Source organism: Methylobacterium sp. A49B, assembly GCF_053346215.1.
Genome location: NZ_JBKFBO010000024.1, coordinates 67,032 through 93,470, shown reverse-complemented (window position 1 = coordinate 93,470; position 26,439 = coordinate 67,032). Strand labels below are relative to the sequence as shown.

Here is a 26,439-nt window from a genome sequence, read left to right as displayed (position 1 = left end):
AAGGGGCAGGCCGGAGGCGGGCAACCCAGAGCCGCGACGGTGCAAGCTCTGCGGCTCCGGTGGTTCTGGATCCCGGGCTCCGCTGCGCGGGCCCGGGATGACCGGGGGCGAGGGTTGAGCGTCGACGCGCCGCCCGGACAGGACGCGTCACGACAGCGATCGCGAGCCCATCGACACGCAGGTCCTTCCAACCCGATCGGCGTCCCGAGAGGAGCGCCCCGCCGTCAGGGACGACCGGACGGCATCCCTCAGCGCGCCTCGCTGACGCGCTTGGTCGCCCGCTGCTCCTTCTTGTAGGCGGTGATCGCCGCCGAGCAGCCGGGGGAGAGGTTCTTGAGGTTGGCCTTGAAGCAGGCCTCGACCTCCGGGCCGCCCGGCGCGTAGGCGCTGCAGTAATCCATGTAGTCGCCGGTGCAGTGCTGCTTGAGCGCTTCCCGGGCCGGGGATTGCTCCGCGAAGGCCGCGGCGGGGCCGAAGCACAGGGCGATGGCCAACAGGGCCGACTTGGTCGAAGTCATGGACATCCTTCACGCGTCCAAGCCGCGCGAGCGCATCGCGCGGCGATGGGCGGGGCGGATGGACGCCAAGGATGGCGTCACCATGACATCCGGACAATCGGGATGCAGATCAGCCATGCCCAATACTGCAGGCCGGGCCGATCCGCAGGTCAATGCGCCCCGACGCGCCGGGTCGGCGCGAGGTCGTTGGCGATGATCTCGCCGAACGGGCCGTCGTTGCGGGCATTGCCCACGGGCCGGCCGGTGGTGGGACGCAGCGGCAGCTTCGGGAAGACCAGTTCGGCGAAGCGGTAGGCCTCCTCCAGGTGCGGGTAGCCCGAGAGGATGAAGCGGTCGATCCCGAGATCGATGTACGCCTTCATCCGGTCGGCGACCTGATCGGCCGAGCCGACCAAGGCCGTCCCGGCGCCGCCGCGCACGAGCCCGACGCCGGCCCAGAGATTGGGCGACACCACGAGCTTGTCGCGATTGCCGCCGTGCAGCGCCATCATGCGGCTCTGGCCGACGGAATCCTGCCGCTTCAGGGTCTCCTGCGCCTTGGCGATGGTGGCGTCGTCGAGCTTGGAGATCAGCTGCTCGGCCGCCTCCCAGGCGGCGCCCTCCGTCTCGCGGGCGATCACGTGCAGGCGGATGCCGTACGAGAAGGTCTTTCCGCGCGCCTCCGCGGCGCGGCGGGCCGAAGCGATCTTCTCCGCGACCTGGGCCGGGGGCTCGCCCCAGGTGAGGTAGACGTCGCAATGCTCGGCCGCGACCTCCATCCCGGCGGGCGAGGAGCCGCCGAAATAGAGCGGCGGGTAGGGCTTCTGCACCGGCGGGAAGATCACCCGGCCGTTCTCGGTGCGCAGGTGCTTGCCCGCGAAGGTCACGGTCTCGCCCGAGAGCAGGCCGCGCCAGATCGTCAGGAACTCGTCGGTGACCGCGTAGCGCGCGTCGTGGGACAGGAACACGCCGTCGCCGGCGAGCTCCACCGGGTCGCCGCCGGTGACGACGTTGATCAGCAGGCGGCCGTCCGAGATCCGGTCGAGGGTCGCGGTCATGCGGGCCGCCGCGGAGGGCTCCATCAGGCCCGGCCGCACGGCCACGAGGAAGCGCAGCCGCTGGGTCAGCGGCGCCAGCGCCGAGGCGACGATCCAGGAATCCTCGCAGGAGCGCCCCGTCGGCAGCAGCACGCCGTAATAGCCGAGCTCGTCCGCCCCCTGGGCGATCTGCCGGAGGTAGGCGAGCGAGACCTCCCGGGCGCCCTCCTGCGCACCGAGGTAGCGGCCGTCGCCGTGGGTCGGCAGGAACCAGAGGACGTCGGCGCGCCCGTCAGTCGATGCGGTCATCGGAATCTCCTTCGCGGCCCGGTGGCCGGATGCGGAAAAGCCGGATCCGACTGCGCGCATCCGGCGATCTTCGAGAGCTAGGGCGGGTCGCCGCGTCCGGGAAACGGCGGCCCGCCTTCAGGCGGCCGGCTGCGATCCGAGCAGGTGATCGAGGATGCGGCCCTCCAGCCGGGCGAGGTCCGGATCCCCGCGCCGGCGCGGGCGCGGCACGTCCACCCGCAGGTCGAGGGCGATGCGGCCGGCCTCGACCACGAGGATGCGGTCGGCGAGCGCCACCGCCTCCGCGACGTCGTGGGTGACGAGCAGCGCGGTGAATCCTTGAGCCCGCCAGATCCGCTCGATCAGGTCCTGCATGTCGATGCGCGTGAGGGCGTCGAGGGCGCCCAGGGGCTCGTCGAGGGCGAGCAGGCCCGGCCGGCTCACCAGCGCCCGGGCGAGCGCCACGCGCTGCCGCTGACCGCCCGACAGGGTGGCGGGCCACTGCCCGGCCTTGTCGGCGAGGCCGACCTCGGCCAGCGCCGCGAGCGCCCGCGCCCGGCGCTCGGCCCGGCTGCCGTGGCCCGACAGGCCGACCGCGACGTTGTCCACCACCCGCGCCCAGGGCAGGAGGCGCGGCTCCTGGAACATGATCCGCTTCGGCGGCTCGGACCGGCGGGGGCTGCCCTCCGGCCCCTCGAGGTCGATCCGGCCGCCGGTGGGCGTCTCCAGGCCGAGGATCAGGCGCAGCAGGGTGCTCTTGCCGCAGCCGGACCGGCCCACCACCGCGGTGAACCCGCCCGCCGGCAGGAACAGGTTCAGGCCCTCGATGACCGCGTGGCCGTCGAAGCTCTTGTGCAGGTCGCGGACCGTGACGGCGATCCCGCGGGCGGAGGGCTCCGCGCGCGACGGCGCGGGGCTTCCGGCCTGCCGGGGTGGATCGATCGCGTCGGGCAGCGCCTCGCGGCGGACGGCGTCGAGCAGCATCAGGCGCTCCTGTAGGCGGGGTTCCAGGCGAGGCAGGCGCGCTCGAGCTGGCGGGTCAGGGCGTCGGCGAGCTTGCCGAGGGCGGCGTAGATCAGGATCGCCAGCACGACGACGTCGACCAGCATGAACTCGCGCGCCTGCATGGCCATGTAGCCGAGCCCCGACGAGGCCGAGATCGTCTCGGCGACGATCAGCGTCAGCCACATGATGCCGAGCGCGTAGCGCAGGCCCACGAAGATCGACGGCAGGGCGCCGGGCAGCACCACCCGGGTGAACAGCTCCGTGCGGGACATGCCGTAGACCCGGCCCATCTCCACGAGGCCCGGATCCACCGAGCGGATGCCGTGCAGGGTGTTGGCGTAGATCGGGAAGAACACGCCCAGCGCCACGAGGAACAGCTTGGCCTCCTCGCCGATGCCGAACCACAGGATCACCAGCGGGATCAGCGACAGGTGGGGCACGTTGCGGACCATCTGCACCGAGGTGTCGGTCAGCCGCTCCGACAGGCGCGACAGGCCGTTGGCGAGGCCGAGCGCGAAGCCGATGCCGCCGCCGACCACGAAGCCCGCCAGCGCCCGCAGGGTGCTGACCCCGAGATTGGTCCAGAGTTCCCCGGTCCGCCCGGCCTCCCAGCCGGCCCGGACCACGTCGAGGGGGGCCGGCATGAACCGGTTGGAGACGAGCCCGGTCGAGACCGCGGCCTGCCATCCGAGCAGGATCGCGACCGGCACGAGCCACGGCACCGCGGTGTCGCGGATCCGGTGAAGCTTGGATCGGGCCATCACGGGTTCTCCGCCCTGGTTCCGGCCGTGCGCCCGGGCGGCGTCCAGACCGCGTCGGCCACCCGGATCGGCTTCGGCAGGAGGCCGAGCCCGTGGAAGGCGTCGGCGACCTTCTGCTGGTCGGCCACCGCGGCCGCGTCGAGGGGCGCGACGCCGTAGGACAGGCGGCCGAGCGCCACGCCGAGGACCGGGGCGGGAATGCCCACGGACGGCGCGAGCTCCGCCGCCACGGACTCGGCGTGGCCCTGCGCCCAGGCGTCGACCTCCGCGATCGCCTTGAGCACGGCCGACACGATCCCGGGGCTCGTGTCGGTGAAGCCGCGCCGGGACAGGTAGAACTGGCGGTTGGGGGCGAGGGCGTGCCCGTCGACCCCCCGCCCGTCGACCAGCACCCGGGCGCCGGTGGCGCGCTCGGCCGCGGCCTGGAACGGATCCCAGATCACCCAGGCATCGACCGACCCGCGCACGAAGGCCGCGTTGGCGTCGGCCGGCGCCAGGAAGGCGAGCTTCACCGCGTCGTAGGGCACGCCCGCCTGCTCCAGGGCGCGCACCAGCAGGTAGTGGACGTTCGAGCCCTTGTTGAGCGCGATGGTCCTGCCGCGCAGGTCGGCGACGCTGCGGATCGGGCTGTCCTTGGGCACGAGGATCGCCTCGCCCCGCGGCGCCGGCGGCTCGGCGGCGACGTAGCGCAGCTCCGGGCTGGCGGCCTGGGCGAAGATCGGCGGCGCCTCGCCGGCCGAGCCGAAATCGATCGCCCCGGCGTTCAGCGCCTCCAGGAGCGGCGGCCCGGAGGGGAATTCCGACCACGACACCGTGGTGCCGAGCGGCTGGAGCGCCGCCTCCAGGAGGCCGCGGCCCTTCAGCAGCACGAGGGACCCGTATTTCTGGTAGCCGATCCGGATGCTGCCCGCCGCGCGGGCCGGGCGCAACGCCGCGGCCGCCGCGAGGCCGAGCCCGGCGGACAGGAGCAGGCGGCGGCTCGGGGTGGATGCGGCGGGGGACGCGGCTGGAGACGCGAGGGACAGGGCACGGGGCGTTCGGCCGGTCATGGATTTCTGCCAGAATCTCTGCATGGCTCTCTGCATGGCTCTCTGCGATCGGTCTCAGCCGTCGCGGGCGGGGGCGGTCCAGACCGCGTCGGCGATCCGGATCGGCTTCGGGATCAGCTTCAGGGCGTGGAAGCGGTCGGCGACGGCCTGCTGCTGGGCGACGATGCGGTCGGTCATCGGGCCGAACCCATATTCGGCCCGGTCCACCGCCCGGCGGGTCGCGGGCAGCGGCACGCCGGTGCCCTGCGACAGGAGCTCGGCGACCGCGCCGCGGTTCTGCACGCACCAGGCCGCCACCGCGCCCAGGGCCTCGATCGCCGCGGCGAGCACCGGGGCGCGGGTCTCCGCGAAGGGCCGGCTCGCCAGCAGGAAGGTGTTCTGCGGGGTGATGGCGGTGGCGTAGGCCAGCACGCGCACCCCCTCCCCCTGCTCGGCGATGGCGAGGTACGGGTCCCAGATCGTCCAGGCATCGACGCCGCCGCGGGTGAAGGCCGACGCGGCGTCGGCGGGTGCCAGCGTCACGGGCTCGATGTCGGCGTAGCTCAGGCCGGCCTTCTCCAGCGCCGCGATGGTCAGGTTGTGGGCGGACGTCCCCTTGGCGAAGGCGACCCGCTTGCCCTTGAGGTCGGCGAGGCTGCGCAGGGCCGAGCCCTTCGGCAGCAGGATCGCGGCGCCGGAACTCCCGCCCTCCTGGGCGGCCGCGTAGACCAGGTTGGACCGGGCGGCCTGCGCGAAGATCGGCGGCGCGTCGCCCGTCAGGCCGATATCGATCCCGCCGACCGACAGGGCCTCCAGCAGCGGCGGCCCGAACGAGAACTCGGTCCAGCGCACCGTCTGCCCGAGCGCTTCCAGGCGCTTCTCGATGAGACCCTGCTGCTTGGCGACGACCAGGATCCCGTTCTTCTGGTAGCCGATCCGCAGCACGCCGGGCTCGGCCGCGCGGGCCGGCCGGGCGACAGGAACGGCCGCCAGGGCGGCCAGCAGGGCGCGGCGGTGGAGCATCGTCCGGCCTTCACTCGGCGGCGGCGAGCGCGACCGGGGCGGCCGCGGCCCGGTGGGCGAGCAGCGCGGCGAGCTGGCCGCCCGCCTCTGCGGCGCGGGCGCGCAGGCCGGCCTCGGTGAGCGTCCCGTCGCTGAAATCCGCGTCCGAGGCGTAGACCGCGGTGGGGATCTGCAGGGCGCCGAAGAAGCCCAAGAGCGGCCGGAAGGCGTGCTCGACCACCAGCGCGTGGCGCGCGCCGCCGCCGGTGGCCACGATGGCCACGGGCTTGCCGGCCAGCGCCCCCGGATCCACGAGGTCGAACAGGTGTTTAAACAGGCCGGTATAGGCGCCCTTGTAGACCGGCGAGCCGACGACGAGGCCGTCCGCCGATTCGATCGCCGCCAGGACCTCGCGCGCCGCGGGCGTCAGCTGATCGCGGGTCCAGGCGGCGCCGAGGCCGGGGCCGGCATCGACGAAGTCCAGGATGCGCGCGTCGAGCGCCACCTGCGCGCCGGCCTCCCGCAGCACCGCATCGACCAGGGTGCGGGTCTTGGACGGGCGCTGCACGTTCGCGCTCAGCCCGACGAGTCTCGGTCGTGTCATCTTCAGTGCCTTGCGGTGAAGCGGGATGGCGGATCGCACCGATCGGACGGCGCGGAGGCTGCGCGACCGGACATCCAGACTGGCCACTAGAATTGCGGGCCGTCTTCGCCGACGTCAATGAAACGGCTTTCCCTAGTGATCTGGGGGAGAAAAACATTCTCCTCGAAAGCTACGATTTCGGATGTCGTTTTACTTTGTCGCGCGCGTCGATTGTGCGCGCTGCATCACGTTTGGAGCGGCCGGATCAAGCGCTGGCGGCAACGTGATCTCTCCGGCTCACCGATGGGGCACGGAAATTCTACGCACGGCGGAGTTTGAAGGCGGATGTTCCTGTTGCGATATGCCTTGTGCGGCGCGGCGAGGCGGCTCGGGGCATTGGCACGCGGTCCCGCCTCGGACGGGCTCCCGTCCGCGCTTTCTGGACCGGAAGACCGGCCCCGAGCGACGGTGAGTGGGCGCATCGACGCGCCGCCCGTTCGGCCGAGCGGACCGAGCCTCGCGGGCTACGCAGCGTCGCGGCGGTCCATCCTGGAGTGCCGGACGGTGACGGCATCGACCGCAAGGGGACGCTTCGGGAGCGCTCCGGGGCGGCGTGAAGGTCCGGAAGCGGGACGGCGCGGGTGAACCCTGCATGCGGGCTCGGAGGTCGTATCGGTCCGATCCGCCGATGCCGCAGGCCGATGGGGACCGCAAACGAAAAGGGGCCAGCCCTTCGGGCCGGCCCCGGTCTCACGATGTCTGTCGCCGGTTACTCGGCGGCGCTGATCTCGGCCGTGAAGTGACCGCACCAGTCGCTCGACGCCACCACCGGCCACAGGCCCTTGGAATCCGGCTCCGGCTGGCTGACCGGCGGGTTGAAGCGGCACAGGCCGGCGTCGCCCTGCGCGGTGCCGCCATTGCCCTTGTGCTCGTCGAAGAACTTGCAGCTCTCGCACTGTGCGCTGGCCATGTCGCGTATCTCCTGCTGCGGACCGACAGGGTCCTTCTTTCTCATAAGAATTAGAACAGTTACAATCTGACAGTCAAGGGGTCGGTGGCAAGGCCCGGTCGATCGCTGCATTGACCGCGCTGCGCGCGGGCTTCGCAGGATCGGGGAGCCTGGACTGGGGGTCCGGATCGGGGGATCGGCGCCGGCCGTTTCGCCCTTGCGTCCTGTCCCATCGGCGGCCCCCGGTCGCGATCGCGTGGTCCCGCAAGGCGGGACGGCTGCCCGGAGAGACCGCCGATGCCTGGAGAAAGGCGTCCCGATTTCGAGCCCTCCCGGAGGATCGGCATCTCCGGCGGGTCGCCCCGCCACGGAATCATCGCTTCAGAGGCTCTGCCCCCGGATCCGCGCGACCCCGGATTGCAGCTTCGGCGTTCGTCGCGCCGGGATATGACGGTGCCGGTCACCTCGCGCGCGCTCAAGGCACGGCGCTGCGCGCGTGACGATGAAGATCGGAACGCGTCCCCGCCGCGGGCATCCGGACGACACCGCGTGCAGGCGGGCCGCGCGGATGATCCGTGCGGCCCGCCTGCCTGGGATGGCGATTCGCGAGCCGGGTGGAATCCGGCTCGCCGCTTTGGCTCAGAGGCTGCCCGGTCCCTTGGCGAAGCCCGCCAGGGTGAACAGGTCAACCGAGAGCTTCGCGCCGATCACGAAGGCGTCGGGGATCCGCTTCGGCTGCGCGAAGAAGCGCTCCTGCAACTGCGGATTGATGACGTATTGCAGGTTCGGCATCAGGCGGATCGCCGGGGTCACCTGGATCCCGTAGCTCACCTCCAGAATGGTCTGCGTGGAGGCGACGTTGCGGCCCAGCCCAACTGCCGTGCGCGCGGCCCGGAGGTTGGCGAGGCCCAGCGGCGAGAAGTGCTCCAGCGCGAAGCCGAAGCCCAGCGTGTCGTAGGGCCGGCCCGCGAAGGTGCCGGTGAGGACGGCGCCGCCGTTCAGGAAGTAATCCTCGAACTGCCGCCCGCCGGTCGCGGCGAGGAAGGCGCCGAACAAGGTCAGCCCCTGGACGCCTGTCGGATCGGGACGCCACACCATCTGGTCGAACCGGGCGTAGACCGCCGACCGGCCGAACCGGGTCAGCGGATCGAGGCCGCTGATCAGGTAGGAGCCTCGGCGGACGTCCTGCACCGGATCCTTGTAGTCCGACTGGTCGATGATCGCGCCGATGCCGTAGTTGCGCGGCAGCGGGTCGTTGCCGAAGTTGGTCGAGTAGCCGACCTCCACCGGCACCACGACGCCGGTGGCGCCGCGGGTCGACCAGTCGATGCCGTTCTGGTCCGCTTGCTGATCGCGCGGATTCACCTCGTAGACGCCGGCATGCATGAACACCTTGTCGGTGACCCAGGCCTTGGCGTGGGCGCCCCAAGTGGCGATCGGCCACCACGTGATGTTCGTCATCTTGAACGCGCCCTTCGGCGCGCCGCAGATGCCGTTGTTCTGGAAGTTGCAGTAGAACGGCGAGGCCAGGAAGTTCGGGTTGGCCAGGACGCGGCCGAACTCGATGTCGAGGCGGTTGTCGAACAGCTTCTGCTCGTAGGACAGCGCGGTGAGATGCGCGGTCTGGCCGCCGCCCTGGATCTCCTGCACGCTGGTGGTGTTGCCGATGAAGTCGCTCGATATGGCGCGCCCGTGGCGCTGGGTCACGATGGTGTGCACCGAGCCGCCCTCGATCCCGGCCAGCCGGCCGAGATCGGCGTCGAGGCCGAAGAACACCTGGCCGGCATAGTCCGAGCCCTGGCGCCGGCCGCCCGAGGGATTGGTGGCGAACTCGCCCGTGTAGTTCAGGATCGCGGTGATCCCGTGCCCGAGGTCGACGGTGCCGGGCGGCAGCGACGGCGGCGCCGCGGTGGCGCCCTGCGCGATGCTCGTGGCCGCCGCGCTGCTGGCGCCCGCGAAGCTCCGGCCCTCACGGATGACCCGCCGCCGGGCGCGGTTCGCCTTGTAGCGCGCCTTCTGCGCCGGGCTCGCCTTCGGGCCCGGGTTCACCAGGCTCGGTCCCCCGTCCGGAGGCGTCGCCGCATCCTGAGCCAGGGCCGGGCCTGTGCCGGCCGTAACCATGGCGGCGCCGAACGCGAGCGCCGCCCATCGCATGTGCTTTCCCATCGTGATGACTCCCCCTTAACCGCGCGGCCTTGTCGGGCTCTGTCGCGTCCGTGTTCCGCCGGGATCCTCCTCGGTCAGTCCGTGAAGGCCTCCACCGTGCGGCGCGCGCCGCGCAGGAAGGCGTCGGCGGCGTGAATGAGCGGATTGAGGTCGACGTCGCTCTGCCCGGCCCGGATCAGGGCGGCGAAGCGGTCGTAGAGGCCGCGATACTCGGCCTCCGGCGGCAGCGGCTGGTCGCGCCCGTCGATCGTCAGGGCCGCGCCGCCCTTCGAGAGGACCAGGGTGCCGTCCTCGGTCTCGACGCGGATGTCCCAGGTCTGCGGCCCGGTCTGGCGCCAATCGAACGCGGCCCGGATCGGGGTGCCGGCGGCGTCCGTGAAGTGCAGGTCGGCGGCGATCGGCGCCTGCCGGTTCTCCGGCACCGACAGGGTCGCGTCGGTCAGGAAGAAGGGCGGCAGGATGTGGGTGGCGATCGACAGGGCGTTGATCCCCGGATCGAACACGCCCATTCCGCCGGCCGTCCAGATCCAGTCCTGGCCCGGGTGCCAGTGCCGGACATCCTCCAGCCACGCGATCGACACCGACCGGATCCGGCACCCGGACAGCCAGCGCCGCGCGGGCTCCACCCCGGGCGCGTAGCGGGAGTGCCAGCTCGCGAACAGGCTCACGCCCCGGGCCCGCGCGGCCTCAACCAGCAGTCCGACCTCGGCCAGCGTCGCCCCGGGGGGCTTCTCCAGGAAGACGTGGAGGCCCGCCGCGAGCGCCGCCCGGGCGGCCTCGAAGCGCGCCTGCGGCGGCTGGCACAGGGCGACCGCCTGCAGGTCCCGCTGCCCCGCCAGCATCTCGGGCAGCGTCCGGTAATTGGGCACGCCGTCGAGGCCGCCATGCCGGCTCGCCACCGCCACGAGCCGGTAATCCGGGCTGGCGCCGATCACCGGCAGGTGCTGGTCGCGGGCGATCTTGCCGACGCCCACGAGGCCGATGCGGATCGGTTCGGCCATCTCAGAGCACCCGCACGGTGACGTCCGCCGGCGGCGCGACCGCCAGCGGATTGCGCAGGGGCAGCGTGAACGGCGCCGCCGCGATCTCGAACACGTCGCCCGGCCGGGTCGCGACGCCGTCGCCGAACGACAGGGTCGCGGTCCCGAAGAAGTGGACGTGCACGTCGCCGGGTCGGCGGAACGGTGCGTACTTGAAGTGGTGGTGCTCCAGGTTCGCGATGCTGTGGGACATGTTCGCCTCCCCGGAGAGGAACGGCTTCTCCCAGAGCACGGTGCCGTCGCGCAGGATGCGGCTCACGCCGCGCACCTCCGGCGGCAGGTCCCCGAGCCACAGCTCCGGCCCGAGCGCGGCCGGGCGCAGCTTGGAATGGGCGAGCCACAGGTAGTTGCCCCGCTCCGTCACGTGGTCGGAGAACTCGTTCGCCAGCGCGAAGCCGAGCCGCACCGGCGTGCCGTCGGCGTCGATCACGTAGAGGCCGGCGATCTCCGGCTCCTCGCCGCCGTCGCGGGCGAAGGCGGGCGAGACGAGGGGCTCGCCAGTTCCGACGATGGCACTGCCGTCCCCCTTGTAGAACCATTCGGGCTGGACGCCCGTCTCCCCCGGGGCCGGCTTGCCGCCCTCGACCCCCATCCGGAACATGCGCATCGAATCGGTCGGCGCCGGATCGGCTGCCGCGGCCCGGTGCATCGCGTCCCGGCCCTCCGCGGAGCCGAGATGCGTCAGGCCGGTGCCGCTCAGGAGCAGGTGCGCGGGATTCGGGTGGTCCACCGGCGGCAGCAGCTGCACGGAATCGGGATCGATGGCCGCGCCCAGCCCCGACAGGGCCGTCGTCTCGGCCAGCCCGCCCCCGGCGGCCAGTGCCTTGCGCGCCAGCTCGATTACGCTGCGCACGCCGATCACCTGCCGCGCCTGGCCCGCGTCCAGCAGAGCGACGCCGCGCTCCCCGTCAGGCCGGCGGAATTGTAGGAGTGATCCGCCCATCGTGTGTTCCTCCCAGGGGCGCCCATGCCGGGGCGTCCCGAACGCGCGGCCGTCGAGGGCCGCGCGGTGGCCGGTCAGCGGCTCGGTTGCGGTTGGAGCGCGCCGTCGATCCGACGCGGCAGGTGCCAGGGATTGTTCGGGCGCAGGGGCGACGGCAGCAGCGCGTCGGGCAGGTCCTGGTAGCAGACGGGGCGCAGGAACCGCTCGATCGCCAGGGTGCCGACCGAGGTGCTGCGGCCGTCCGAGGTGGCGGGGAACGGGCCGCCATGCACCATCGCGGGCGCCACCTCCACGCCGGTGGGCCAGCCGTTGGCGAGGATCCGCCCGGCCTTCCGCGCCAGGAGCGGCACCAGCCCCGCGGCGAGGTGCTCGTCCGCCCGGTCGAGATGCAGCGTCGCGGTGAGCTGGCCCTTGAGGGACGCGACGGCCCCGGCCATCTCCGCCGGGTCGGCCGCCGCGACCAGCAGGGAGGCGGCGCCGAACATCTCCTCGGCCAGCGCCGGATCCGCCAGGAGGCTCCGCGCCTCCGTGCGCAGCAGGGCGGCGGGGGCACCCCCCGGGCCCGCCGCCACCCCGCGCGCCGCGACCGTCACCCCCGGGCGATCCGCCAGGGCGGCGACGATACGCTCGAACCGCGACGTGATGTCCGCGGTGAGCATGGTGTGGGGAACGCTCTCGCGAATCAGCGCGCCCGCCGCCTCCGCGAACGCGTCCAGCTCGGGCCCCGCGATCCCGATCAGCAGGCCCGGATTGGTGCAGAACTGCCCGGCCCCCAGCGTCAGGGACTGGACGAACCCGGACGCCAGGGCGGCGCCCCGGGCCCGCAGGGCGCCGGGGAGGAGCAGGACGGGATTCACCGCGCTCATCTCGGCATAGACCGGGATCGGCTCGGGCCGGGCGGCGGCGATCCGCATCAGCGCCAGACCGCCGCCGCGCGAGCCCGTGAAGCCGACGGCCTTGACGCGCGGATCGGCCACCAGGGCGGCGCCCAGGGCGCTCGACGGCCCCGGCAGGTAGGAGAACACGCCCTCGTGCAGGCCGCAGGCGGCCGCGGCCGCCCGCAGGGCCCGCGCCACCAGCTCCCCGGTGCCGGGATGGGCCGGATGCCCCTTGACCACCACGGGGCAGCCCGCCGCCAGGGCGGAGGCGGTGTCGCCCCCCGCCACCGAGAAGGCGAGCGGGAAGTTCGAGGCGCCGAACACCGCCACCGGGCCGAGGGCGACGTGGCGGCGGCGCAGGTCCGGCCGGGGCAGCGGCTTGCGGTCCGGCAGGGCCGGGTCGATCGTCGCCCGCACCCACGCGCCCGACCGCACGAGGTCGGCGAACAGGCGCAGCTGGCCGATCGTGCGGGCGCGCTCGCCCTCCAGGCGCGCCCGCGGCAGGCCCGTCTCGGCCATGGCCCGCTCGATCAGGGGCGCGCCGAGATCGTCCACGGCCGCGGCCGCCGATTCGAGGAAGGCCGCGCGGGTCTCGGGATCGGTCTCGGAGAAGCTCGGGAACGCCGCCTCCGCCAGTGCGCAGGCCGCCGCGACCTCCGCGGCCCCCGCCGCCGAGAAGACCGGTTCCAGCGGCGCTCCCGTCGCCGGGTCGACCGCCACGAACGTCTCGCCGGACGCCACATCCGCGGCGCCGACCAGGCCGGTTCCCCGGATGGTCCCGGGCGCTGCAGGTTGTTTACTCATACAAATAAGCTAGATCAGTTCGGCCGGGCTCGCAAGCGTCTCGACTTCTCCTGCCTAGGGGTGTCGACGCTTGCACTCCTACAACTTCAGGATACAGTTGCGCCGATCCTGCCCCCTCCCGGAGGCTCGGACCGGAGGTGACGGGTGAGGCAGGACCGCGGGCACGAAGATATCCGGCTTCCGCTTGCCTCAAGCTGGCGTCGCATCCACGGCTCGGTGGCGCGCGACCTCGGCGTCGCGATCCTGTCCGGCCGTTACGCGCCGGGGGACGTGCTGCCCGGGGAGATCGAGTTCGCGGAGCAGCTCAAGGTGTCGCGCACCGCCTATCGCGAGGCGATTCGCATCCTGAGCGCCAAGGGCCTCGTGGAGAGCCGGCCGCGCACCGGCACCCGCGTCAGCCAGCGCAGCCGCTGGAACCTGCTCGATCCCGACATCCTGGCCTGGGCCTTCGAGGCGGAGCCGAGCGAGGCGTTCATCCGCGACCTGTTCGAGCTGCGCATGATCGTCGAGCCGGCCGCCGCCGCCCTCGCGGCCGAGCGGCGCTCGGGCCTCGACATCGCCCGGATGGGCCACGCCCTGGAGGAGATGGGCCGCCACGGCCTCGCCACCGAGGTGGGCCGCGCCGCCGACCAGGCCTTCCACAACACGATCCTGGAGGCGGCGCGCAACGGGCCGCTGATGGCCCTGTCGAGCTCCATCGCGGCCGCAGTCACCTGGACCACCATCTTCAAGCACCGGCGGCAGGACAAGCCGCGGGACCCGATGCCCGACCATCGCGTCCTCTACGACGCGATCGTGGCGGGCGAGCCGGACACCGCCCGCGCGGCGATGACCGAGCTGGTCCGCCTCGCGCTCGCCGATACCGAGATGGCGTTGCGGCCTTGAGAATCCGGGTTTCCAAAGGGCGCAGCCCTTTGGGGGGGTATCGGGGCGGAGCCCCGATGTCGGGCTTCGCCCGAACTCATCAGGGCTCCGCCCTGCACCCGCGAAAGGTCCCGGACCTTTCGAATCCGGGACTCCGTGGGGTTCAGTGGTTGTCGCGCGGCAGGCCGCTGGTCTGCGCGATGCGCTGGAACGTCTCCGCCCCCTCCAGGATCGCGCCCGTGTGCATCTGCCCGACGGCGGCGCGCTGCATCGCCTGCCAGGGGGTCTGGGAGGCCGGGTAGGCGTAGCCGCCCGCCGCCTTCAGGGCCTCGCGGCGCCGGGCGATCTCGTCCGCGTCGACCAGCATGTCGGCGGTGCCGCGGCGCAGGTCGATCCGCACCCGGTCGCCGGTGCGCAGGAGCGCGAGGCCGCCGCCGGCCGCCGCCTCCGGGGAGGCGTTGAGGATCGACGGCGAGGCCGAGGTGCCGGACTGGCGCCCGTCGCCGAGGCACGGCAGCGCGTGCACGCCGGCCCGGATCAGATCCGCGGGCGGGCGCATGTTCACAACCTCGGCCGCCCCGGGATAGCCAACCGGCCCGGCGCCCCGCATCACCAGCAGGGTCTCGGCGGTGATGCCGAGGCTCGGATCGTCGATCCGGTGATGGTAATCCTCCGGCCCGTCGAACACCACGACGGGGCCCTCGAAAGCGTCCGGATCCTCGGGGTTCGAGAGGTAGCGGGTGCGGAATTCCGCGCCGATCACGCTGGTCTTCATCACCGCGGCGTCGAACAGGTTGCCGCGCAGTACCAAAAAGCCCGCCGCCTCCTTGAGGGGCCGGTCGATCGGCCGGATCACGTCCTCGTCCTCGATCGTCGCGCCGCGGCAATTGTCGCCAATGGTGCGGCCGTTGACGGTCAGCGCGCCCTCGCGGATCAGGCCGCGGCTCATGAGCTGCGCCACCACGGCGGGCAGGCTGCCGGCGCGGTAGTAATCCTCGCCGAGATAGGCGCCGGCCGGCTGCAGGTTGACGAGCAGCGGCACGTCGAGCCCGTAGGTCTGCCAGTCGGCGATGTCGAGTTCCACGCCCATGTGCCGGGCGATGGCCGCGAGGTGGATCGGCGCGTTGGTGGAGCCGCCGATCGCCGAGTTGACCACGATGGCGTTGAGGAAGGCGTCCCGGGTCAGGATCTCGGAGGGCTTCAGGTCCTCCGCCACCATCTCCACGATGCGCTTGCCGGTCTGGTAGGCGACCTCCTGCCGGTCGCGGTAGGGCGCCGGGATCGCCGCCGAGCCGGGCAGCATCATGCCCAGGGCCTCGGCCAGCGTGTTCATCGTGGTCGCCGTGCCCATCGTGTTGCAGAAGCCGGTCGAGGGCGCCGACGAGGTCACGAGCTTGATGAAGCCGTCATGGTCGATCTCGCCCGCCGCCAGCATCTCGCGGGCCTTCCAGACGATCGTGCCCGAGCCGGTGCGCTGGCCCTTGAACCAGCCGTTCAGCATCGGCCCGACCGAGAGGGCGATGGCCGGGATGTTCACGGTGGCGGCGGCCATCAGGCAGGCTGGGGTGGTCTTGTCGCAGCCCGTGGTCAGCACCACCCCGTCGAGCGGGTAGCCGTAGAGCAGCTCCACGAGGCCGAGATAGGCAAGGTTGCGGTCGAGGCCCGCGGTCGGCCGCTTTCCGGTTTCCTGGATCGGGTGGACGGGAAACTCCAGCACGATGCCGCCGGCCTCGCGGATGCCCTCGCGGATCCGCTCCGCCAGGACGAGGTGGTGGCGGTTGCACGGCGACAGGTCGGAGCCCGTCTGGGCGATGCCGATGATCGGCCTGCCCGAGCGCAACTCCTCCAGGCTGAGGCCGAAGTTGAGGTAGCGCTCCAGGTAGAGCGCCGTCATGTCGATGTTGTCGGGATTGTCGAACCACGCGCGGGAGCGCAGTGGGCGGGCGGTCTTGGGCCGGGCGGTCTTGGGGTCGGTCATCGATGGGTCCGGTGGGCGGGGCTGGTCGAGAAGCGGTAGGTGATCACGTTCCGGTAGGTCTGGCCGGGATCGAGCCGGGCCGAGCCGAAGGCGGGCTGGTTGGGCGTGTCGGGGAACAGCTCCGGCTCCAGCGCCAGGGCGTCCGACTGCCGGTAGGCGAGGCCGGATTTACCCACCGCGGTCGCGTCGAGGAAGTTGCCCGCGTAGACCTGCACCCCCGGCTGATTGCTCGCCACGTCGAGCACCCGGCCCGAATCCGGATCCTCGACCCGCGCCACCGGGTGCGGTTCGGCCGTGGGGGCGTCGGTCACGACCCAGTTGTGGTCGTAGCCGCGCCCGCGCACGATCTGCGCGTCCCGGCCGTCGCGGATGCGTGCGCCGATCACCGCCGGCGTGCGGAAGTCGAAGGGCGTGCCCGCCACCGGCCGGTGCACGCCGGTGGGGATCAGGGTGGCGTCGACCGGCGTGTAGCGCTCCGCCGGGATGGTCAGGACATGGTCGAGGATCGAGCGGCCCGAGCCCTCCCCCGCCAGGTTGAAGAAGCTGTGGTTGGTCAGGTTGACGATGGTCGGCCGGTCGGTGGTGGCCTCGTAGGTGACGGTCAGCGTGTTCGTGTCGTCCAGCCTGTAGGTGGCGGTCGCCGTCAGCGTGCCGGGATAGCCCTCCTCGCCGTCCGGGCTGACGTAGCGCAGGGTCACCGACGGCGTGGCGCCGCCCGTCACGGCGGTGATCGTCCAGAGCCGCCTGTCGAAGCCGGCGGCGCCGCCGTGCAGGGCGTTGGGGCCGTCGTTGGTGGCCAGGGTGTAGGTCCGGCCGTCGAGGGTGAAGCGGCCCGCGCGGATGCGGTTGGCGTAGCGGCCCACGCTCGCGCCGAAATAATTGCCCTTGGCCAGGTAGGCGGCGAGGTCGTTGTAGCCGAGCACCACGTCGGCCGGCGCGCCGGCCCGGTCCGGCACCTCGAGGGTGCGCAGCAGCGCCCCCCACGCGAGGATCCGCGCCGTGACGCCCCTGCCGTTGGACAGCGTCACCTCCTCGACCGTGCGGCCGTCCGGGAGGGTGCCGAACACGGTCCGGGACGGCTCGGCCGCCTGGGCCGAGGCCGGGATCGCCGCGCCGGCGCACAAGGCCACGAGTCCCGCTCCACGCATCAGGTCCTCCCCGGTCGGATCCGTCCGCCCTGCCGGATCATGCGCCGGTGCGCGGAGGACGTGCGGTTGACGCCCGCGAAGCCGTTTTATACTCAGACAATTGGCTTGGACAATACGGCGCCCCGGCAAGGCGCCCCGGCAGGGAGAGGACGCGCTCGATGGCAGGACCGATCGCGGGCGCCGGGACACGCGCGGCCCGGCCGGGGGAAGCCGCCGCGGGCGACGGGGCCGGGTCCCGTGCCGCCCTGTCGCTGCTGGCCAGCCTGTTCTTCATGTGGGGCTTCATCACGGTCATCAACAACACGCTGCTGCCGCACCTGCGCAGCGTGTTCGACCTCGACTACACGCAGACCACGCTGATCGAGTCGGTCTGGTTCATCGCGTATTTCGTGGCCTCGATCCCGGCGGCGAAGCTGATCGCGCGGATCGGCTACCAGCGGTCCCTGGTGGCCGGCCTCGGCATCATGGCGGCCGGCACCCTCGGCATGGTGGGCGCGGCCCACGCGGTCTCGTACGGGATCACGCTCACCGCGCTGTTCGTGATCGCCAGCGGCATCACCCTGCTGCAGGTCGCCGCCAACCCCTACGTGGCGGTGGTCGGCCCCGCCGAGAGCGCCCCGGCGCGGCTCAACCTCGTGCAGGCGTTCAACTCCCTCGGCACCACCCTGGCGCCCCTGTTCGGCGGCATCCTGATCCTCGGCCGCTCGGCCTCGGGCAACGCCGCCGCCGGCACCGTGCTGACCCCCGCCGAGCGCCTCGCGGACGCGCAGTCGGTGCAGCTCCCCTACCTGATCGTGGCGGCAATCCTCGTGGGGCTCGCCGTGGTGATCGCCCGCTTTCCGCTGCCCGCCATGGGGGGCGGGGCGGGCGCCGCCCGGGACGCCGGGGCCGGGGGCACCGGCGGGTCGCTCTGGCAGCACCGCAACCTCGTGCTCGGCGTGCCGGCGATCTTCATCTACCTGATCGCCGAGATCGGGGTGTCGAACCTGTTCATCAACTTCGTCGCGCAGCCCGAGATCGGCGACCTGACCCACGCTCAGGCCGCGCGCTACCTGTTCCTGCTCTGGGGCGGGATGATGGTTGGCCGCTTCGTCGGCAGCTACCTGATGCAGGCGCGCCCGGCCGAGGCGGTCCTCGCCGGGGCGGCGGTCGGCGCCTGCGCGGTGATGCTGGTGGCGACCTTCGCCACCGGCCCCGTGGCGATGTGGGCGCTGATCTCCGTGGGGCTGTTCCACGCGATCATGTTCCCGACGATCTTCACCCTCGGCATCCGCGGCCTCGGGCCGCTGACCGAGGCGGGGGCGGGGCTGCTGATCATGGCGATCGCCGGCGGCTCCCTGGTGGTGGTGCAGGGCTGGGCGGCGGACCGGTTCGGGCTGCAGCACGCGTTCCTGATCACCGCGGCCTGCGAACTCTACGTCCTCTTCTACGCCGTCTGGGGCTGCCGGCCGGGCCCCCCGGCATCGGCCTGACAGGGGCGGCGCGACCATGAAACCAAGGATCCGCATCGTCGCCCGCGCGGGGCGCGACCGTCTCGGCGAGGGGCCCATCTGGGTTCCGGAACGCGGGACGCTGTTCTGGGTCGACATCGAGGCGCCGGCCCTGAACTGGCTCGACCTCGCGGCCGGCGCGACCGGCCGGCGCCCGTTCCCGGAGCCGCTGGGCTGGATCATCCCCCGGGCCGGACGGCGGGACTTCATCGTCGGGCTGAAGAGCGGCTTCGCGACCTACGACCTGGAGGCCGACCGCATCGTGCCGATCGGCGATCCCGAACCGGACCATCCTGACAACCGCCTGAACGACGCCAAGGTGGATCTCGCCGGCCGGATCTGGGCCGGGAGCATGCACCAGGCCGAGACGGCGGTCTCCGGGTCCCTGCACCGGCTCGACCCCGACCTGACGTGGCAGCGGATGGACGGCGCCTACGGCGTCGCCAACGGCCCGACCTTCAGCCTCGACGGCCGGGTCATCTATCACAGCGACAGCGCCGCCCGGACGGTCTACGCCTTCGACCTCGCCGCGGACGGGACGCTCTCGGGCAAGCGGCCGTTCCTGCGCTTCCCGGACGATTGGGGCTGGCCCGACGGGATGACCACCGATGCCGAGGGCTGCCTCTGGATCGCCCATTGGGGCGGCGGCCGGCTGAGCCGCGTCGATCCGGACGGGCGCCCGATGCGGGCGGTCGCCCTCCCCGCCCCCAACATCACGAGCTGCGCCTTCGCGGGCGACGGGCTCGACCGCCTGTTCGTCACCTCCGCGTCGCGGGGCGCCGAGCAGGTGGCGGAGGCCGGAGCGCTGTTCGAGCTCGACGTCGGCGTGGTCGGGCTGCCGCCGCGGGCCTTCGGGGGATGAGGCCGGCCTCGGCGCTGATCGCTTCGCGACGATCGCGAAGCGATCGGGCGCCCGGCGACACCGGAGCCGAACCGCATCGGCCCGAGCGCGCGACCGGGCCGTCCTGTTCCGGTCGGCATTCCCGCTCACGCCGCGCGTCGCAGGGCCCCGAGACCATCTCGGAATCGTGTGCGGCCATCACCCGGATGGGGGATGCGCCGCACCGGCCCGGCCTCTACCGTCGGTCCATCTCCGAGACGAGACCACCTCCGAGCCCGCCCGGCCAACGCCGTGGCGGGCTTCTTCTCGGGGCCGGCGCGCGGCTGCGCCAGGCCCGGCCTGCCCGCCGGTGGGGTCAGCCGGGCTGCCGGCCACCCATCCGCGCCTGCATCCGGGTGAGCTGGGCGATGTGCAGGTCGATCAGCGGAAGGGCGCCCCGGGCGATCCGGCGCAGGCCTGGATCCTCACCCGACTGGGCGTAGGAGCCATGGATGCCGAGCGCCTCCTGGTGTCCCTGGAGCGAAGCGTTCACGAAGGTCGCGTCGTATTGCGGCCCCGGCGGCATCCCGGTGAGCTGCGACAGGATCTGCGCCTTCTGCGCGTCGGTGGTCATGCCCCGGGGCGCCGCGACGCCGAGCGCCCCGCCCGCGACCCCGGCTGCCGTGTTCACCGCGGTGCCCGCCACCGCCACGGGCGCCGCCACGAGACCGCCGATCAGGCCGCCGGGGCCGGCCGCCGCGGGGCCGGGCGCCGGGATCGGCGCGCCGCCGGTATAGGCGTTGATCTTCCGGGAGAGGTTCACCTGCTCGATGACCTCCGCCCGGGAGAACTTCTTGACCATCGGGTTCGTGGTCTTCTCGTGGGCGTCGCGGGCCGTGTTCTCCAGGAACAGGCCGCCGGTGGTCGCCATCTGGAGATAGGCGCCGGTGGGAACCGCGCCCGCCGGCGTGACCTGGGCGATGGCTGTGCGCGTGAGCGCCAGCGCCGCGGTGGCGCCCAGCATGGTGGTGAGGAGGTCGCGACGATGCATCATGAGGATAGCTTCCCGTGAGGTGAGGCACCCGACGCCCCGATCATCGCTGAGGTGCTGCTTGGCGAACCGCACGACGCGGACGATGTTCCTGCTCAAGGTTCCGCACCGCGCGTCCTGACCCGCGCGGATTCACGCATCGGGTTCAGGATCATTGTCCGGCTGGCAGGGCTGGCTACCCAGATCTCCCACGCGCACCCCCTCCCCCCTCTGCGGGGGAGGGTGGCCCCCGAAGGGGGTCGGGAGAGGGGAGCGACGGTGCAGGATGAGGCTGTGTGCTGCGTGAAGACCGCGCCTCGTCCGGAAGCCGGGTTCCCCTCTCCCGACCCCTGCTGACGCAGGGGCCACCCTCCCCCGCAGAGGGGGAGGGAGACGCGCGTCTCGTTCAGTCCCATCAGCCCGAACAGGCGGTGCGACTCTGCAGGTGCCTGGATCGGCGGGGCCGTTTTTCGAGCGGATTCGTCGAGTAATCAGTCTATTCGCCGGTCTGTAAGCGCGCGATCCGAAGCTTTATCTCCGATCCGGCCGGCCCTAAGACTGATCGATCGGACGAGGCGGCGTTCGGGCTTCGCGCGGCACCGTGCGCGTCACAGGCACGTTGGCCCTGCCGCGCGGACCGGGGCAGAGGTGACCCAGAGGTGACCATGGGCCAGATGACGATCAAGGACGTCGCGCGGCGAGCCGGCGTGAGCTTCCAGACGGTCTCCCTGGTCCTGAACCATCCCGAGAAGGTCGCCCGGACCACGCGCGAGACCATCGAGGCCGCCATGCGCGACCTGGACTTCGTGCCGAGCCTCGCGGCCCGCTCGCTGCGCAAGAAGCCGAGCCGCAGCATCGCCTGCGTGTTCTCCGTGGGTGCCCGGCCCGACGACGCGTCCGGCCCGGTGCCGGAGACCGACGAGGGCGTCCTCCTGCAGACCTTCGCGCATGTCACCGACCAGCACGGCTACACGCTGATCCACCGCCGCTGGTGCCGCGACGAGCCGGACGGCCTGAGCCGGATCAACGGCCTCGTCAGCGAGGCCCGGGTCGACGGCATCGTGGTCTTCGGCGACCGACCGGACGACCCGCTGGTGGCGATGCTGCAGGCCAAGCGGTTCCCCTTCGTGGTGTTCGGCCTCGACCTGCCCGGCGCGCATTGCGCGATCCGGGCCGAGCGCGACGCGGTCCACGCGGCCATGGGCCATCTCATCCGGGCGGGCAGCCGGTCGATCTGCTTCTTCCGGGGCGAGCGCGACGGGCGGTCGTCGCCGGCCGTCGCCGAGCGGTTCCGGGGCTATCGCGAGGCCCTGGCGGAGGCGGGTCTGCCCCTGCGAGACGACCTCGTCGTGCCGTGCGGCTGGACGTCCGAGAGCGGCCATCGCGCGACCCTCGACCTGGTCGACCGCCCGGCCCGGCCGGACGCGATCCTCGCGGCCGACGACCGGGTGGCGCTCGGGGTCCTGAAGGCGCTGCACGACCGCGGCGTGCGCGTCCCCGAGGCGATCCGGGTCGTCGGCTTCGGCAACCGCGTCCAGAGCGCCTACACGATCCCGAGCCTGACCTCGATCGAGGTCCCGACGCTGGAGATGGTGCGGTTCGCCTTCGCGACCCTGGTGGAGGTCATCGAGGGCACGCGCGCGTCCGACGATCTGGCGCAGCGGCTCTTCCCCACCCGCCTCGTCGTCCGCGACTCCACCGGGGTCGCGGGGCCGCCGCAGCATTAGCGGGCCGCCGCAGCCTCACTCCGCGGCGAGGACCGGATCGGCCTCACCGCTCCCGAACTGGGCCGCGTGCAGGCGGCTGTAGGGGCCGCCGGCGGCGAGCAGCGTCGCGTGCCGGCCTTCCTCGACGACCCCGCCCTCCCCCAGCACCACGATCCGGTCGGCGTCGCGGATGGTGGCGAGGCGGTGGGCGATCACCAGGGTCGTGCGCCCGCGGGCGAGTTCGGAGAGCGCCCGCTGGATCTCCCGCTCGGTCTCGGTGTCGAGCGCCGAGGTCGCCTCGTCGAGGATCAGGATCGGCGGGTTCTTGAGGAAGACCCGCGCGATGGCGATGCGCTGCTTCTGCCCGCCCGACAGGCGCACCCCGCGCTCGCCCACCACCGTGTCGAGGCCTTCAGCCAAGCCGTCGATCAGGCCGCCGAGCCGGGCGCGCCGGGCGGCGGCGTCGATCTCGGCCTCGGTGGCGTCGAGACGGCCGTAGGCGATGTTCTCGCGGATCGTCCCGGCGAACAGGAACACGTCCTGCTGCACGATGCCGATCTGGCGGCGCAGGCTCGCGAGGGTCATGGCGCGGATGTCGATCCCGTCGACGGTGATCCGGCCGGCCTCGACCTCGTAGAAGCGCGGCAGCAGGGCGCAGAGCGTGGTCTTGCCGACCCCCGAGGGTCCGACGAACGCCACGGTCTCGCCCGCCGCCACCGCGAGGTCGAGGCCGGTGAAGACCGGGCGGCCGGGGCCGTAGCCGAAGCTCACGCCCGCGAAGCGGATGTCGCCGCGCAGGGCTTCCACCGCGCGGGCGTCGGGCCGGTCGGTGATGTCGGGCTCGGTGGCGAGCAACTCCTGGTAGCGGCGGAAGCCCGCGACCCCCTTCGGATAGGTCTCGACCACGGCGCCGATCTTCTCCAGCGGCCGGTAGAACACGCCGACCAGCAGCAGGAAGCCCACGAAGCCGCCGGGCGTCAGGTCGCCCCGGACCACGAAGGCCGCGCCGCCGAGGAGCACCGCGATCTGCACGAGGCGCAGGCCCAGGTAGTTGATCGACAGGCCGGCCGCCATCAGCCGGTAGGCCTCGAGCTTGGTGTCCCGGTAGCGGGCGTTGTCGAGGGCGAAGAGGGCGCGCTCGTGGGGCTCGTTGGCGAAGGCCTGCACGACCCGCATCCCGCCGACATTCTCCTCGATCCGGGCGTTGAACGCCCCGACCCGGCCGTACTGCGCCTGCCAGTTGCGGGTCATGCGGCCGCCGTAGCGGATCGACACGAAGGCAATCAGCGGCAGGATCGCCCCGGTGATCAGCGCCAGCGGCGCGTGCACCATGAGCATCAGCGCGAACGCGCCCACCAGCGTCATTACCGCGATGAACAGGTCCTCGGGCCCGTGATGGGCGACTTCGCCGATCTCCTCCAGGTCCTTGGTGACCCGGGCGACGAGGTGGCCGGTCTTCTGGCCGTCGTAGAAGCGGAAGGAGAGCTTCTGCAGGTGGTCGAAGGCCCGGGTCCGCATCGTGGTCTCGATGTTGATGCCGAGCACGTGGCCCCAATAGGTGACGACCACCATCAGCCCGGCATTGGCCACGTAGACCAGCGCCAGCGCCGCCGCGGCGAGCAGGATCAGGCCCCAGTCCTGCCGGGGCAGCAGCGAGTCGATGAAGCCCTTCACGGCCACGGGGAAGCCGAGTTCCAGCAGGCCCGACAGGACCGCGCAGCCGAAATCCACCAGGAACAGCGTCCGGTACGGCCGGTAATAGGCGAGGAAGGCCTTCAGCATCGCGGCTCGGATCGGCGTGGGGCGGCACCCTCGACCGGGCAGAGCGCGCCGCAGGACGGCACCCCCGGCAGGCGGTGGCGCAGGCAGCAGACCCGCCGACGCCGGCAGCCCGACGCCCCCGGGCAGAGCGCCCGCGCCAGGGGACTGTCGAGGGGGTTCTTGAGGGGGCTCCTAGCGCAGCCGGGGCCTGCGCGCCATCCGAGGCAGGCCGCGACGTCGTCACAGGCGGCGGCACAGGCGCTCGCACAGGCGCCGCCGCGCGCGGGGGCCGCGCCGGCCCCCTCCCCGTCCCCGAGCGGAGCGCCGGGCGGGCCCCCGAGTTCCCGGGCGACGTAGTCGAGGATCACCGCGGCGTTGCCCCAGAGGACCCGGGGGGCGATCCCGCACCGGGCGTGGCACAGCTCCACGAACGGGCGCAGATGCGCCTCCACCAGCCCGGTCAGGCCGGGCGCTGGACAGGCCGCGCAGCCGGACCCGTGCGCGGGCAGGCGGAAGCGGCACGGGCGGCCGGCCGCGTCGAGTTCGAGGCTCACCGCGTCGAAGGCGAGCGGCAGCGGCCGGCCGAGGCGCACCAGGGCGGTCAGCGCCGGCGTCGCCAGGGCCGCGAGGTAGAACTGGCTCCAGTACGAGACGCGGACCCGCGGATCTGCGGCCTCGAAACTCGCCCCGAACCCGGCCCCGAAGGCCGCCAGCGTCGCGTCGAACACGTCCGGGTCGCGCAGGGCGCCGAGGGGCAGCGCCTCCGGGCCGCCGGGACCCTCGGCGACCCCGTCCCGATAGGCCGCGAGCGAGGCGGGCACCTGGGCGGCGAGGTCGGCGATCATCGCGCCGCCCCGTCCGCCCGCAGGGTCCGGCCCACCGCGACGGCGAGCCAGCCCACCGCGGCGGCGTAGAGCGGCAGGGTCGCGGCGAAGTAGCCCGGCCATCCGATCCAGCCGGCGAGCGCCGGGGCGGCGACCCGCAGCGGCATGGCGGCGAAGAAGGCCGCCCCGAACAGCAGCGCGTAGTCGGTGGCGGGCTTCGGCCCCTGGGCCCAGCGATAGATCATGTTGAAGACCGGGACCCCGAGGAAGCCGCCGGCGACGAAGCTCAGGATCGTAGCGGCGATCCCGAGCGCTCCCGACCCGACGGCGCAGGCGCCCGCCATCAGCGCCCCGGAGGCGAGGACGCCGAGCGCCCCCAGGACGATCAGCCGGACCGTGCCGAACCGGGCGGCGAGCCCGCCGGCCGCCAGCGCCATCACGAGGTTGACCCCCGGCAGCACGGTGCCGGTCAGGAATCCGACCTGCCCGAGCGGGACGTCGAGATCGAGGAGCGCCAGGGTGTTGGGCCCGGCCAGCAGGTAGGAGGCCGCGAAGTAGGCCCCGAGCACGACCACGCGGCCCGCCAGGACGCGCAGGCGCGCCAGCGCGCCCGAGAGCCGCTCCGGGCCGCCTCCGGCCCCGCGCAGGCGCGTCTCGCGGTAGCCGAGGATCGGGAGGAGGCAGAGGGCGTCCAGCGCCGCGCAGGCGAGGACCGCCCCGCGCCAGCCGAGGCTGTCGTAGGAGCCGACCAGCACGCCGACGCCCAGGATGCCGCCGAGCGAGGCCCCGCACAGCTTGGCCGAGGCCACGAAGGCGCGCTCCGCCGCCGGCACGGTCTCGACCACCAGGGCTTCGAGGGCGATGTCCATGGTCGCCACGCAGGCGCAGGCGGCGATCGCCAGGGCGAGGAGCGCAGGGAGCGGCCAGTGCTCGCCGAGGCTCAGGACGGCCAGCAGCGTCACCGCGGCGCCCTGCGCGGCGACGATCCAGCCGATCCGGTGCGGGAGGACCGGCAGGTGCAAACGGTCGAGGAGCGGCGCCCACAGGAAGGTGAGCCCGACCGGCAGGTTGATGAGCTGGAGCAGGCCGACATCCGCCAGCTCCACGCCCCGCGCCCGCAGGATCAGCGGCGCCCCGCCGGACAGGAAGCCGAGCGTCGCCCCGAAGGTCACGTACAGGCAGAAGAACGGCGCCAGCGGACGCAGCCCGGCCAGGGCGTCGACGACCCGCGCGCCGACGGCGGTCTCGGCCGATCCCGTCATCGCGGCCGGCCTCCGGCGCAGGGGCGCGCGGCCGCCAGGACGGGGTAGTTTATAATCACACTAATCTATTGATGCCACTCATGTTTTCTGGATTAGACAATCTGATTCCGCGGATCAAGCTGGCTGCGACCCGAGTTCCGATACGGTTTGCGTGCGGCCGCTCCGAACCGGGCCCGCGACGTCCGTTTGCGCGACGATTGCGACAGGATCGGAACCGGTTCCAGCCGGACGCCGATGCGCGGTCACGGGGGCCGAACCCCTGAAAAAGCCCGCTCGGACGGACCGAACGGGCTGAGGTGGATCCATGTCTCGGGGGGTCTGATGGACCGGGATCCCATCTAGCGCGGCCGCCGGCTCCGGGCAGCCTGCCGCGGGGGCCGCCGGGGTCGCAGGCTTGGCCGCAGTATCGTACCGGTGCGCGGCCGCAGGGGCTGGCCGTCCCCGTCGCGTCGGGGCGCGCGATCGTGGGCGCGGGGGAAGGCGGCGGCCGGTGCGGTCCCGGCCGCCTCTGGGGAGATCGATGTCCGGCCGGCGGCGGAGGGTGCCGGCGGGCTTCGGCCCGCCGCAGGCCGACG

The 26,439-nt window shown here is 72.8% G+C and carries 22 protein-coding genes; 4 read left to right on the top strand and 18 right to left on the bottom strand.

Going from position 1 to position 26,439, the window contains the following annotated elements:
- Positions 1–248 precede the first annotated feature (248 nt).
- The 12 genes from ACLBX9_RS02850 to ACLBX9_RS02795 all read right to left on the bottom strand — a co-directional run bounded on the left by ACLBX9_RS02850 (position 249) and on the right by ACLBX9_RS02795 (position 12,981).
- Positions 249–518, bottom strand: coding sequence for a hypothetical protein (locus ACLBX9_RS02850; RefSeq protein WP_010686587.1), 270 nt, complete (start codon positions 516–518; stop codon positions 249–251).
- Positions 519–667: 149 nt separating this feature from the next.
- Entirely contained in the window at positions 668–1,843 is a 1,176-nt protein-coding gene (ssuD, locus tag ACLBX9_RS02845; protein ID WP_447717822.1) for an FMNH2-dependent alkanesulfonate monooxygenase, read from the bottom strand.
- 117 nt (positions 1,844–1,960) lie between these two features.
- A complete protein-coding gene (locus tag ACLBX9_RS02840) occupies positions 1,961–2,806 on the bottom strand; it encodes an ATP-binding cassette domain-containing protein (RefSeq protein WP_010686585.1) in 846 nt (281 codons plus the stop codon).
- Entirely contained in the window at positions 2,806–3,588 is a 783-nt protein-coding gene (gene ssuC, locus ACLBX9_RS02835) for an aliphatic sulfonate ABC transporter permease SsuC (RefSeq protein ID WP_010686584.1), read from the bottom strand. Before ssuC ends, ACLBX9_RS02840 begins: the two co-directional genes overlap by 1 nt.
- On the bottom strand, positions 3,588–4,637 hold the full coding sequence (locus tag ACLBX9_RS02830) for a sulfonate ABC transporter substrate-binding protein (RefSeq protein ID WP_447717825.1): 1,050 nt from the start codon (positions 4,635–4,637) through the stop codon (positions 3,588–3,590). Before ACLBX9_RS02830 ends, ssuC begins: the two co-directional genes overlap by 1 nt.
- 54 nt (positions 4,638–4,691) lie before the next feature.
- A complete protein-coding gene (locus tag ACLBX9_RS02825) occupies positions 4,692–5,639 on the bottom strand; it encodes an aliphatic sulfonate ABC transporter substrate-binding protein (RefSeq protein ID WP_447717821.1) in 948 nt (315 codons plus the stop codon).
- Positions 5,640–5,649: 10 nt separating this feature from the next.
- On the bottom strand, positions 5,650–6,222 hold the full coding sequence (msuE, locus tag ACLBX9_RS02820) for an FMN reductase (RefSeq protein ID WP_447717820.1): 573 nt from the start codon (positions 6,220–6,222) through the stop codon (positions 5,650–5,652).
- A 748-nt stretch (positions 6,223–6,970) separates the two neighbouring features.
- Positions 6,971–7,171: a hypothetical protein gene (locus ACLBX9_RS02815; protein WP_010686580.1), complete on the bottom strand. Its 201-nt coding sequence runs from the start codon at positions 7,169–7,171 to the stop codon at positions 6,971–6,973.
- 618 nt (positions 7,172–7,789) lie between these two features.
- Positions 7,790–9,316: a carbohydrate porin gene (locus tag ACLBX9_RS02810; protein WP_447717819.1), complete on the bottom strand. Its 1,527-nt coding sequence runs from the start codon at positions 9,314–9,316 to the stop codon at positions 7,790–7,792.
- A gap of 74 nt (positions 9,317–9,390) precedes the next feature.
- On the bottom strand, positions 9,391–10,317 hold the full coding sequence (locus ACLBX9_RS02805) for a Gfo/Idh/MocA family protein (protein ID WP_447717818.1): 927 nt from the start codon (positions 10,315–10,317) through the stop codon (positions 9,391–9,393).
- 1 nt (position 10,318) lies between these two features.
- Entirely contained in the window at positions 10,319–11,299 is a 981-nt protein-coding gene (gene araD1, locus ACLBX9_RS02800) for an AraD1 family protein (protein WP_447717817.1), read from the bottom strand.
- Between the two features lie 74 nt (positions 11,300–11,373).
- Complete coding sequence (locus tag ACLBX9_RS02795; RefSeq protein ID WP_447717816.1) at positions 11,374–12,981, bottom strand: aldehyde dehydrogenase (NADP(+)); 1,608 nt, start codon at positions 12,979–12,981, stop codon at positions 11,374–11,376.
- 144 nt (positions 12,982–13,125) lie between these two features.
- Between ACLBX9_RS02795 and ACLBX9_RS02790 the strand changes: the two genes are divergently transcribed.
- Complete coding sequence (locus tag ACLBX9_RS02790) at positions 13,126–13,866, top strand: FadR/GntR family transcriptional regulator (RefSeq protein WP_447717815.1); 741 nt, start codon at positions 13,126–13,128, stop codon at positions 13,864–13,866.
- A 142-nt stretch (positions 13,867–14,008) separates the two neighbouring features.
- On the opposite strand, the gene ACLBX9_RS02785 is transcribed toward ACLBX9_RS02790, so the two are convergent.
- Both ACLBX9_RS02785 and ACLBX9_RS02780 read right to left on the bottom strand, forming a co-directional pair.
- Complete coding sequence (locus ACLBX9_RS02785; protein WP_447717814.1) at positions 14,009–15,823, bottom strand: IlvD/Edd family dehydratase; 1,815 nt, start codon at positions 15,821–15,823, stop codon at positions 14,009–14,011.
- Complete coding sequence (locus ACLBX9_RS02780) at positions 15,820–16,971, bottom strand: aldose epimerase family protein (protein ID WP_447717813.1); 1,152 nt, start codon at positions 16,969–16,971, stop codon at positions 15,820–15,822. The genes ACLBX9_RS02785 and ACLBX9_RS02780 overlap by 4 nt, the downstream gene beginning before the upstream one ends.
- A 158-nt stretch (positions 16,972–17,129) precedes the next feature.
- On the opposite strand from ACLBX9_RS02780, the gene ACLBX9_RS02775 reads away from it, so the two are divergent.
- Positions 17,130–18,443, top strand: coding sequence for a sugar MFS transporter (locus tag ACLBX9_RS02775; RefSeq protein WP_447717812.1), 1,314 nt, complete (start codon positions 17,130–17,132; stop codon positions 18,441–18,443).
- Positions 18,444–18,459: 16 nt separating this feature from the next.
- Complete coding sequence (locus ACLBX9_RS02770; RefSeq protein WP_447717811.1) at positions 18,460–19,323, top strand: SMP-30/gluconolactonase/LRE family protein; 864 nt, start codon at positions 18,460–18,462, stop codon at positions 19,321–19,323.
- 334 nt (positions 19,324–19,657) lie between these two features.
- Here the strand turns inward: ACLBX9_RS02770 and ACLBX9_RS02765 are convergent, their stop codons facing one another.
- Positions 19,658–20,332 (bottom strand): DUF4142 domain-containing protein, encoded by a 675-nt coding sequence (locus ACLBX9_RS02765; protein ID WP_447717824.1) that lies wholly within the window; start codon positions 20,330–20,332, stop codon positions 19,658–19,660.
- Between the two features lie 644 nt (positions 20,333–20,976).
- Between ACLBX9_RS02765 and ACLBX9_RS02760 the strand changes: the two genes are divergently transcribed.
- On the top strand, positions 20,977–22,038 hold the full coding sequence (locus ACLBX9_RS02760; protein ID WP_447717810.1) for a LacI family DNA-binding transcriptional regulator: 1,062 nt from the start codon (positions 20,977–20,979) through the stop codon (positions 22,036–22,038).
- Between the two features lie 15 nt (positions 22,039–22,053).
- On the opposite strand, the gene ACLBX9_RS02755 is transcribed toward ACLBX9_RS02760, so the two are convergent.
- From ACLBX9_RS02755 to ACLBX9_RS02745, 3 genes are read right to left on the bottom strand one after another with little or no spacing between them, the layout of a single operon-like run.
- Positions 22,054–23,799, bottom strand: a complete 1,746-nt coding sequence (locus ACLBX9_RS02755; RefSeq protein WP_010686568.1) for an ABC transporter ATP-binding protein — start codon at positions 23,797–23,799, stop codon at positions 22,054–22,056.
- On the bottom strand, positions 23,793–24,623 hold the full coding sequence (gene fhuF, locus ACLBX9_RS02750) for a siderophore-iron reductase FhuF (RefSeq protein ID WP_447717809.1): 831 nt from the start codon (positions 24,621–24,623) through the stop codon (positions 23,793–23,795). The genes ACLBX9_RS02755 and fhuF overlap by 7 nt, the downstream gene beginning before the upstream one ends.
- Positions 24,620–25,864: an MFS transporter gene (locus ACLBX9_RS02745; protein WP_447717808.1), complete on the bottom strand. Its 1,245-nt coding sequence runs from the start codon at positions 25,862–25,864 to the stop codon at positions 24,620–24,622. The genes fhuF and ACLBX9_RS02745 overlap by 4 nt, the downstream gene beginning before the upstream one ends.
- Positions 25,865–26,439 lie beyond the last annotated feature (575 nt).

What these genes read in the sequence shown, in the direction of transcription:
- ACLBX9_RS02850 (WP_010686587.1), bottom strand. Translation starts at nt 518, where the DNA reads ATGACTTCGACCAAGTCGGCCCTGTTGGCCATCGCCCTGTGCTTCGGC.
- ssuD (WP_447717822.1), bottom strand. Translation starts at nt 1,843, where the DNA reads ATGACCGCATCGACTGACGGGCGCGCCGACGTCCTCTGGTTCCTGCCG.
- ACLBX9_RS02840 (WP_010686585.1), bottom strand. Translation starts at nt 2,806, where the DNA reads ATGCTGCTCGACGCCGTCCGCCGCGAGGCGCTGCCCGACGCGATCGAT.
- ssuC (WP_010686584.1), bottom strand. Translation starts at nt 3,588, where the DNA reads ATGGCCCGATCCAAGCTTCACCGGATCCGCGACACCGCGGTGCCGTGG.
- ACLBX9_RS02830 (WP_447717825.1), bottom strand. Translation starts at nt 4,637, where the DNA reads ATGACCGGCCGAACGCCCCGTGCCCTGTCCCTCGCGTCTCCAGCCGCG.
- ACLBX9_RS02825 (WP_447717821.1), bottom strand. Translation starts at nt 5,639, where the DNA reads ATGCTCCACCGCCGCGCCCTGCTGGCCGCCCTGGCGGCCGTTCCTGTC.
- msuE (WP_447717820.1), bottom strand. Translation starts at nt 6,222, where the DNA reads ATGACACGACCGAGACTCGTCGGGCTGAGCGCGAACGTGCAGCGCCCG.
- ACLBX9_RS02815 (WP_010686580.1), bottom strand. Translation starts at nt 7,171, where the DNA reads ATGGCCAGCGCACAGTGCGAGAGCTGCAAGTTCTTCGACGAGCACAAG.
- ACLBX9_RS02810 (WP_447717819.1), bottom strand. Translation starts at nt 9,316, where the DNA reads ATGGGAAAGCACATGCGATGGGCGGCGCTCGCGTTCGGCGCCGCCATG.
- ACLBX9_RS02805 (WP_447717818.1), bottom strand. Translation starts at nt 10,317, where the DNA reads ATGGCCGAACCGATCCGCATCGGCCTCGTGGGCGTCGGCAAGATCGCC.
- araD1 (WP_447717817.1), bottom strand. Translation starts at nt 11,299, where the DNA reads ATGGGCGGATCACTCCTACAATTCCGCCGGCCTGACGGGGAGCGCGGC.
- ACLBX9_RS02795 (WP_447717816.1), bottom strand. Translation starts at nt 12,981, where the DNA reads ATGAGTAAACAACCTGCAGCGCCCGGGACCATCCGGGGAACCGGCCTG.
- ACLBX9_RS02785 (WP_447717814.1), bottom strand. Translation starts at nt 15,823, where the DNA reads ATGACCGACCCCAAGACCGCCCGGCCCAAGACCGCCCGCCCACTGCGC.
- ACLBX9_RS02780 (WP_447717813.1), bottom strand. Translation starts at nt 16,971, where the DNA reads ATGCGTGGAGCGGGACTCGTGGCCTTGTGCGCCGGCGCGGCGATCCCG.
- ACLBX9_RS02775 (WP_447717812.1), top strand. Translation starts at nt 17,130, where the DNA reads ATGGCAGGACCGATCGCGGGCGCCGGGACACGCGCGGCCCGGCCGGGG.
- ACLBX9_RS02770 (WP_447717811.1), top strand. Translation starts at nt 18,460, where the DNA reads ATGAAACCAAGGATCCGCATCGTCGCCCGCGCGGGGCGCGACCGTCTC.
- ACLBX9_RS02765 (WP_447717824.1), bottom strand. Translation starts at nt 20,332, where the DNA reads ATGCATCGTCGCGACCTCCTCACCACCATGCTGGGCGCCACCGCGGCG.
- ACLBX9_RS02760 (WP_447717810.1), top strand. Translation starts at nt 20,977, where the DNA reads ATGGGCCAGATGACGATCAAGGACGTCGCGCGGCGAGCCGGCGTGAGC.
- ACLBX9_RS02755 (WP_010686568.1), bottom strand. Translation starts at nt 23,799, where the DNA reads ATGCTGAAGGCCTTCCTCGCCTATTACCGGCCGTACCGGACGCTGTTC.
- fhuF (WP_447717809.1), bottom strand. Translation starts at nt 24,623, where the DNA reads ATGATCGCCGACCTCGCCGCCCAGGTGCCCGCCTCGCTCGCGGCCTAT.
- ACLBX9_RS02745 (WP_447717808.1), bottom strand. Translation starts at nt 25,864, where the DNA reads ATGACGGGATCGGCCGAGACCGCCGTCGGCGCGCGGGTCGTCGACGCC.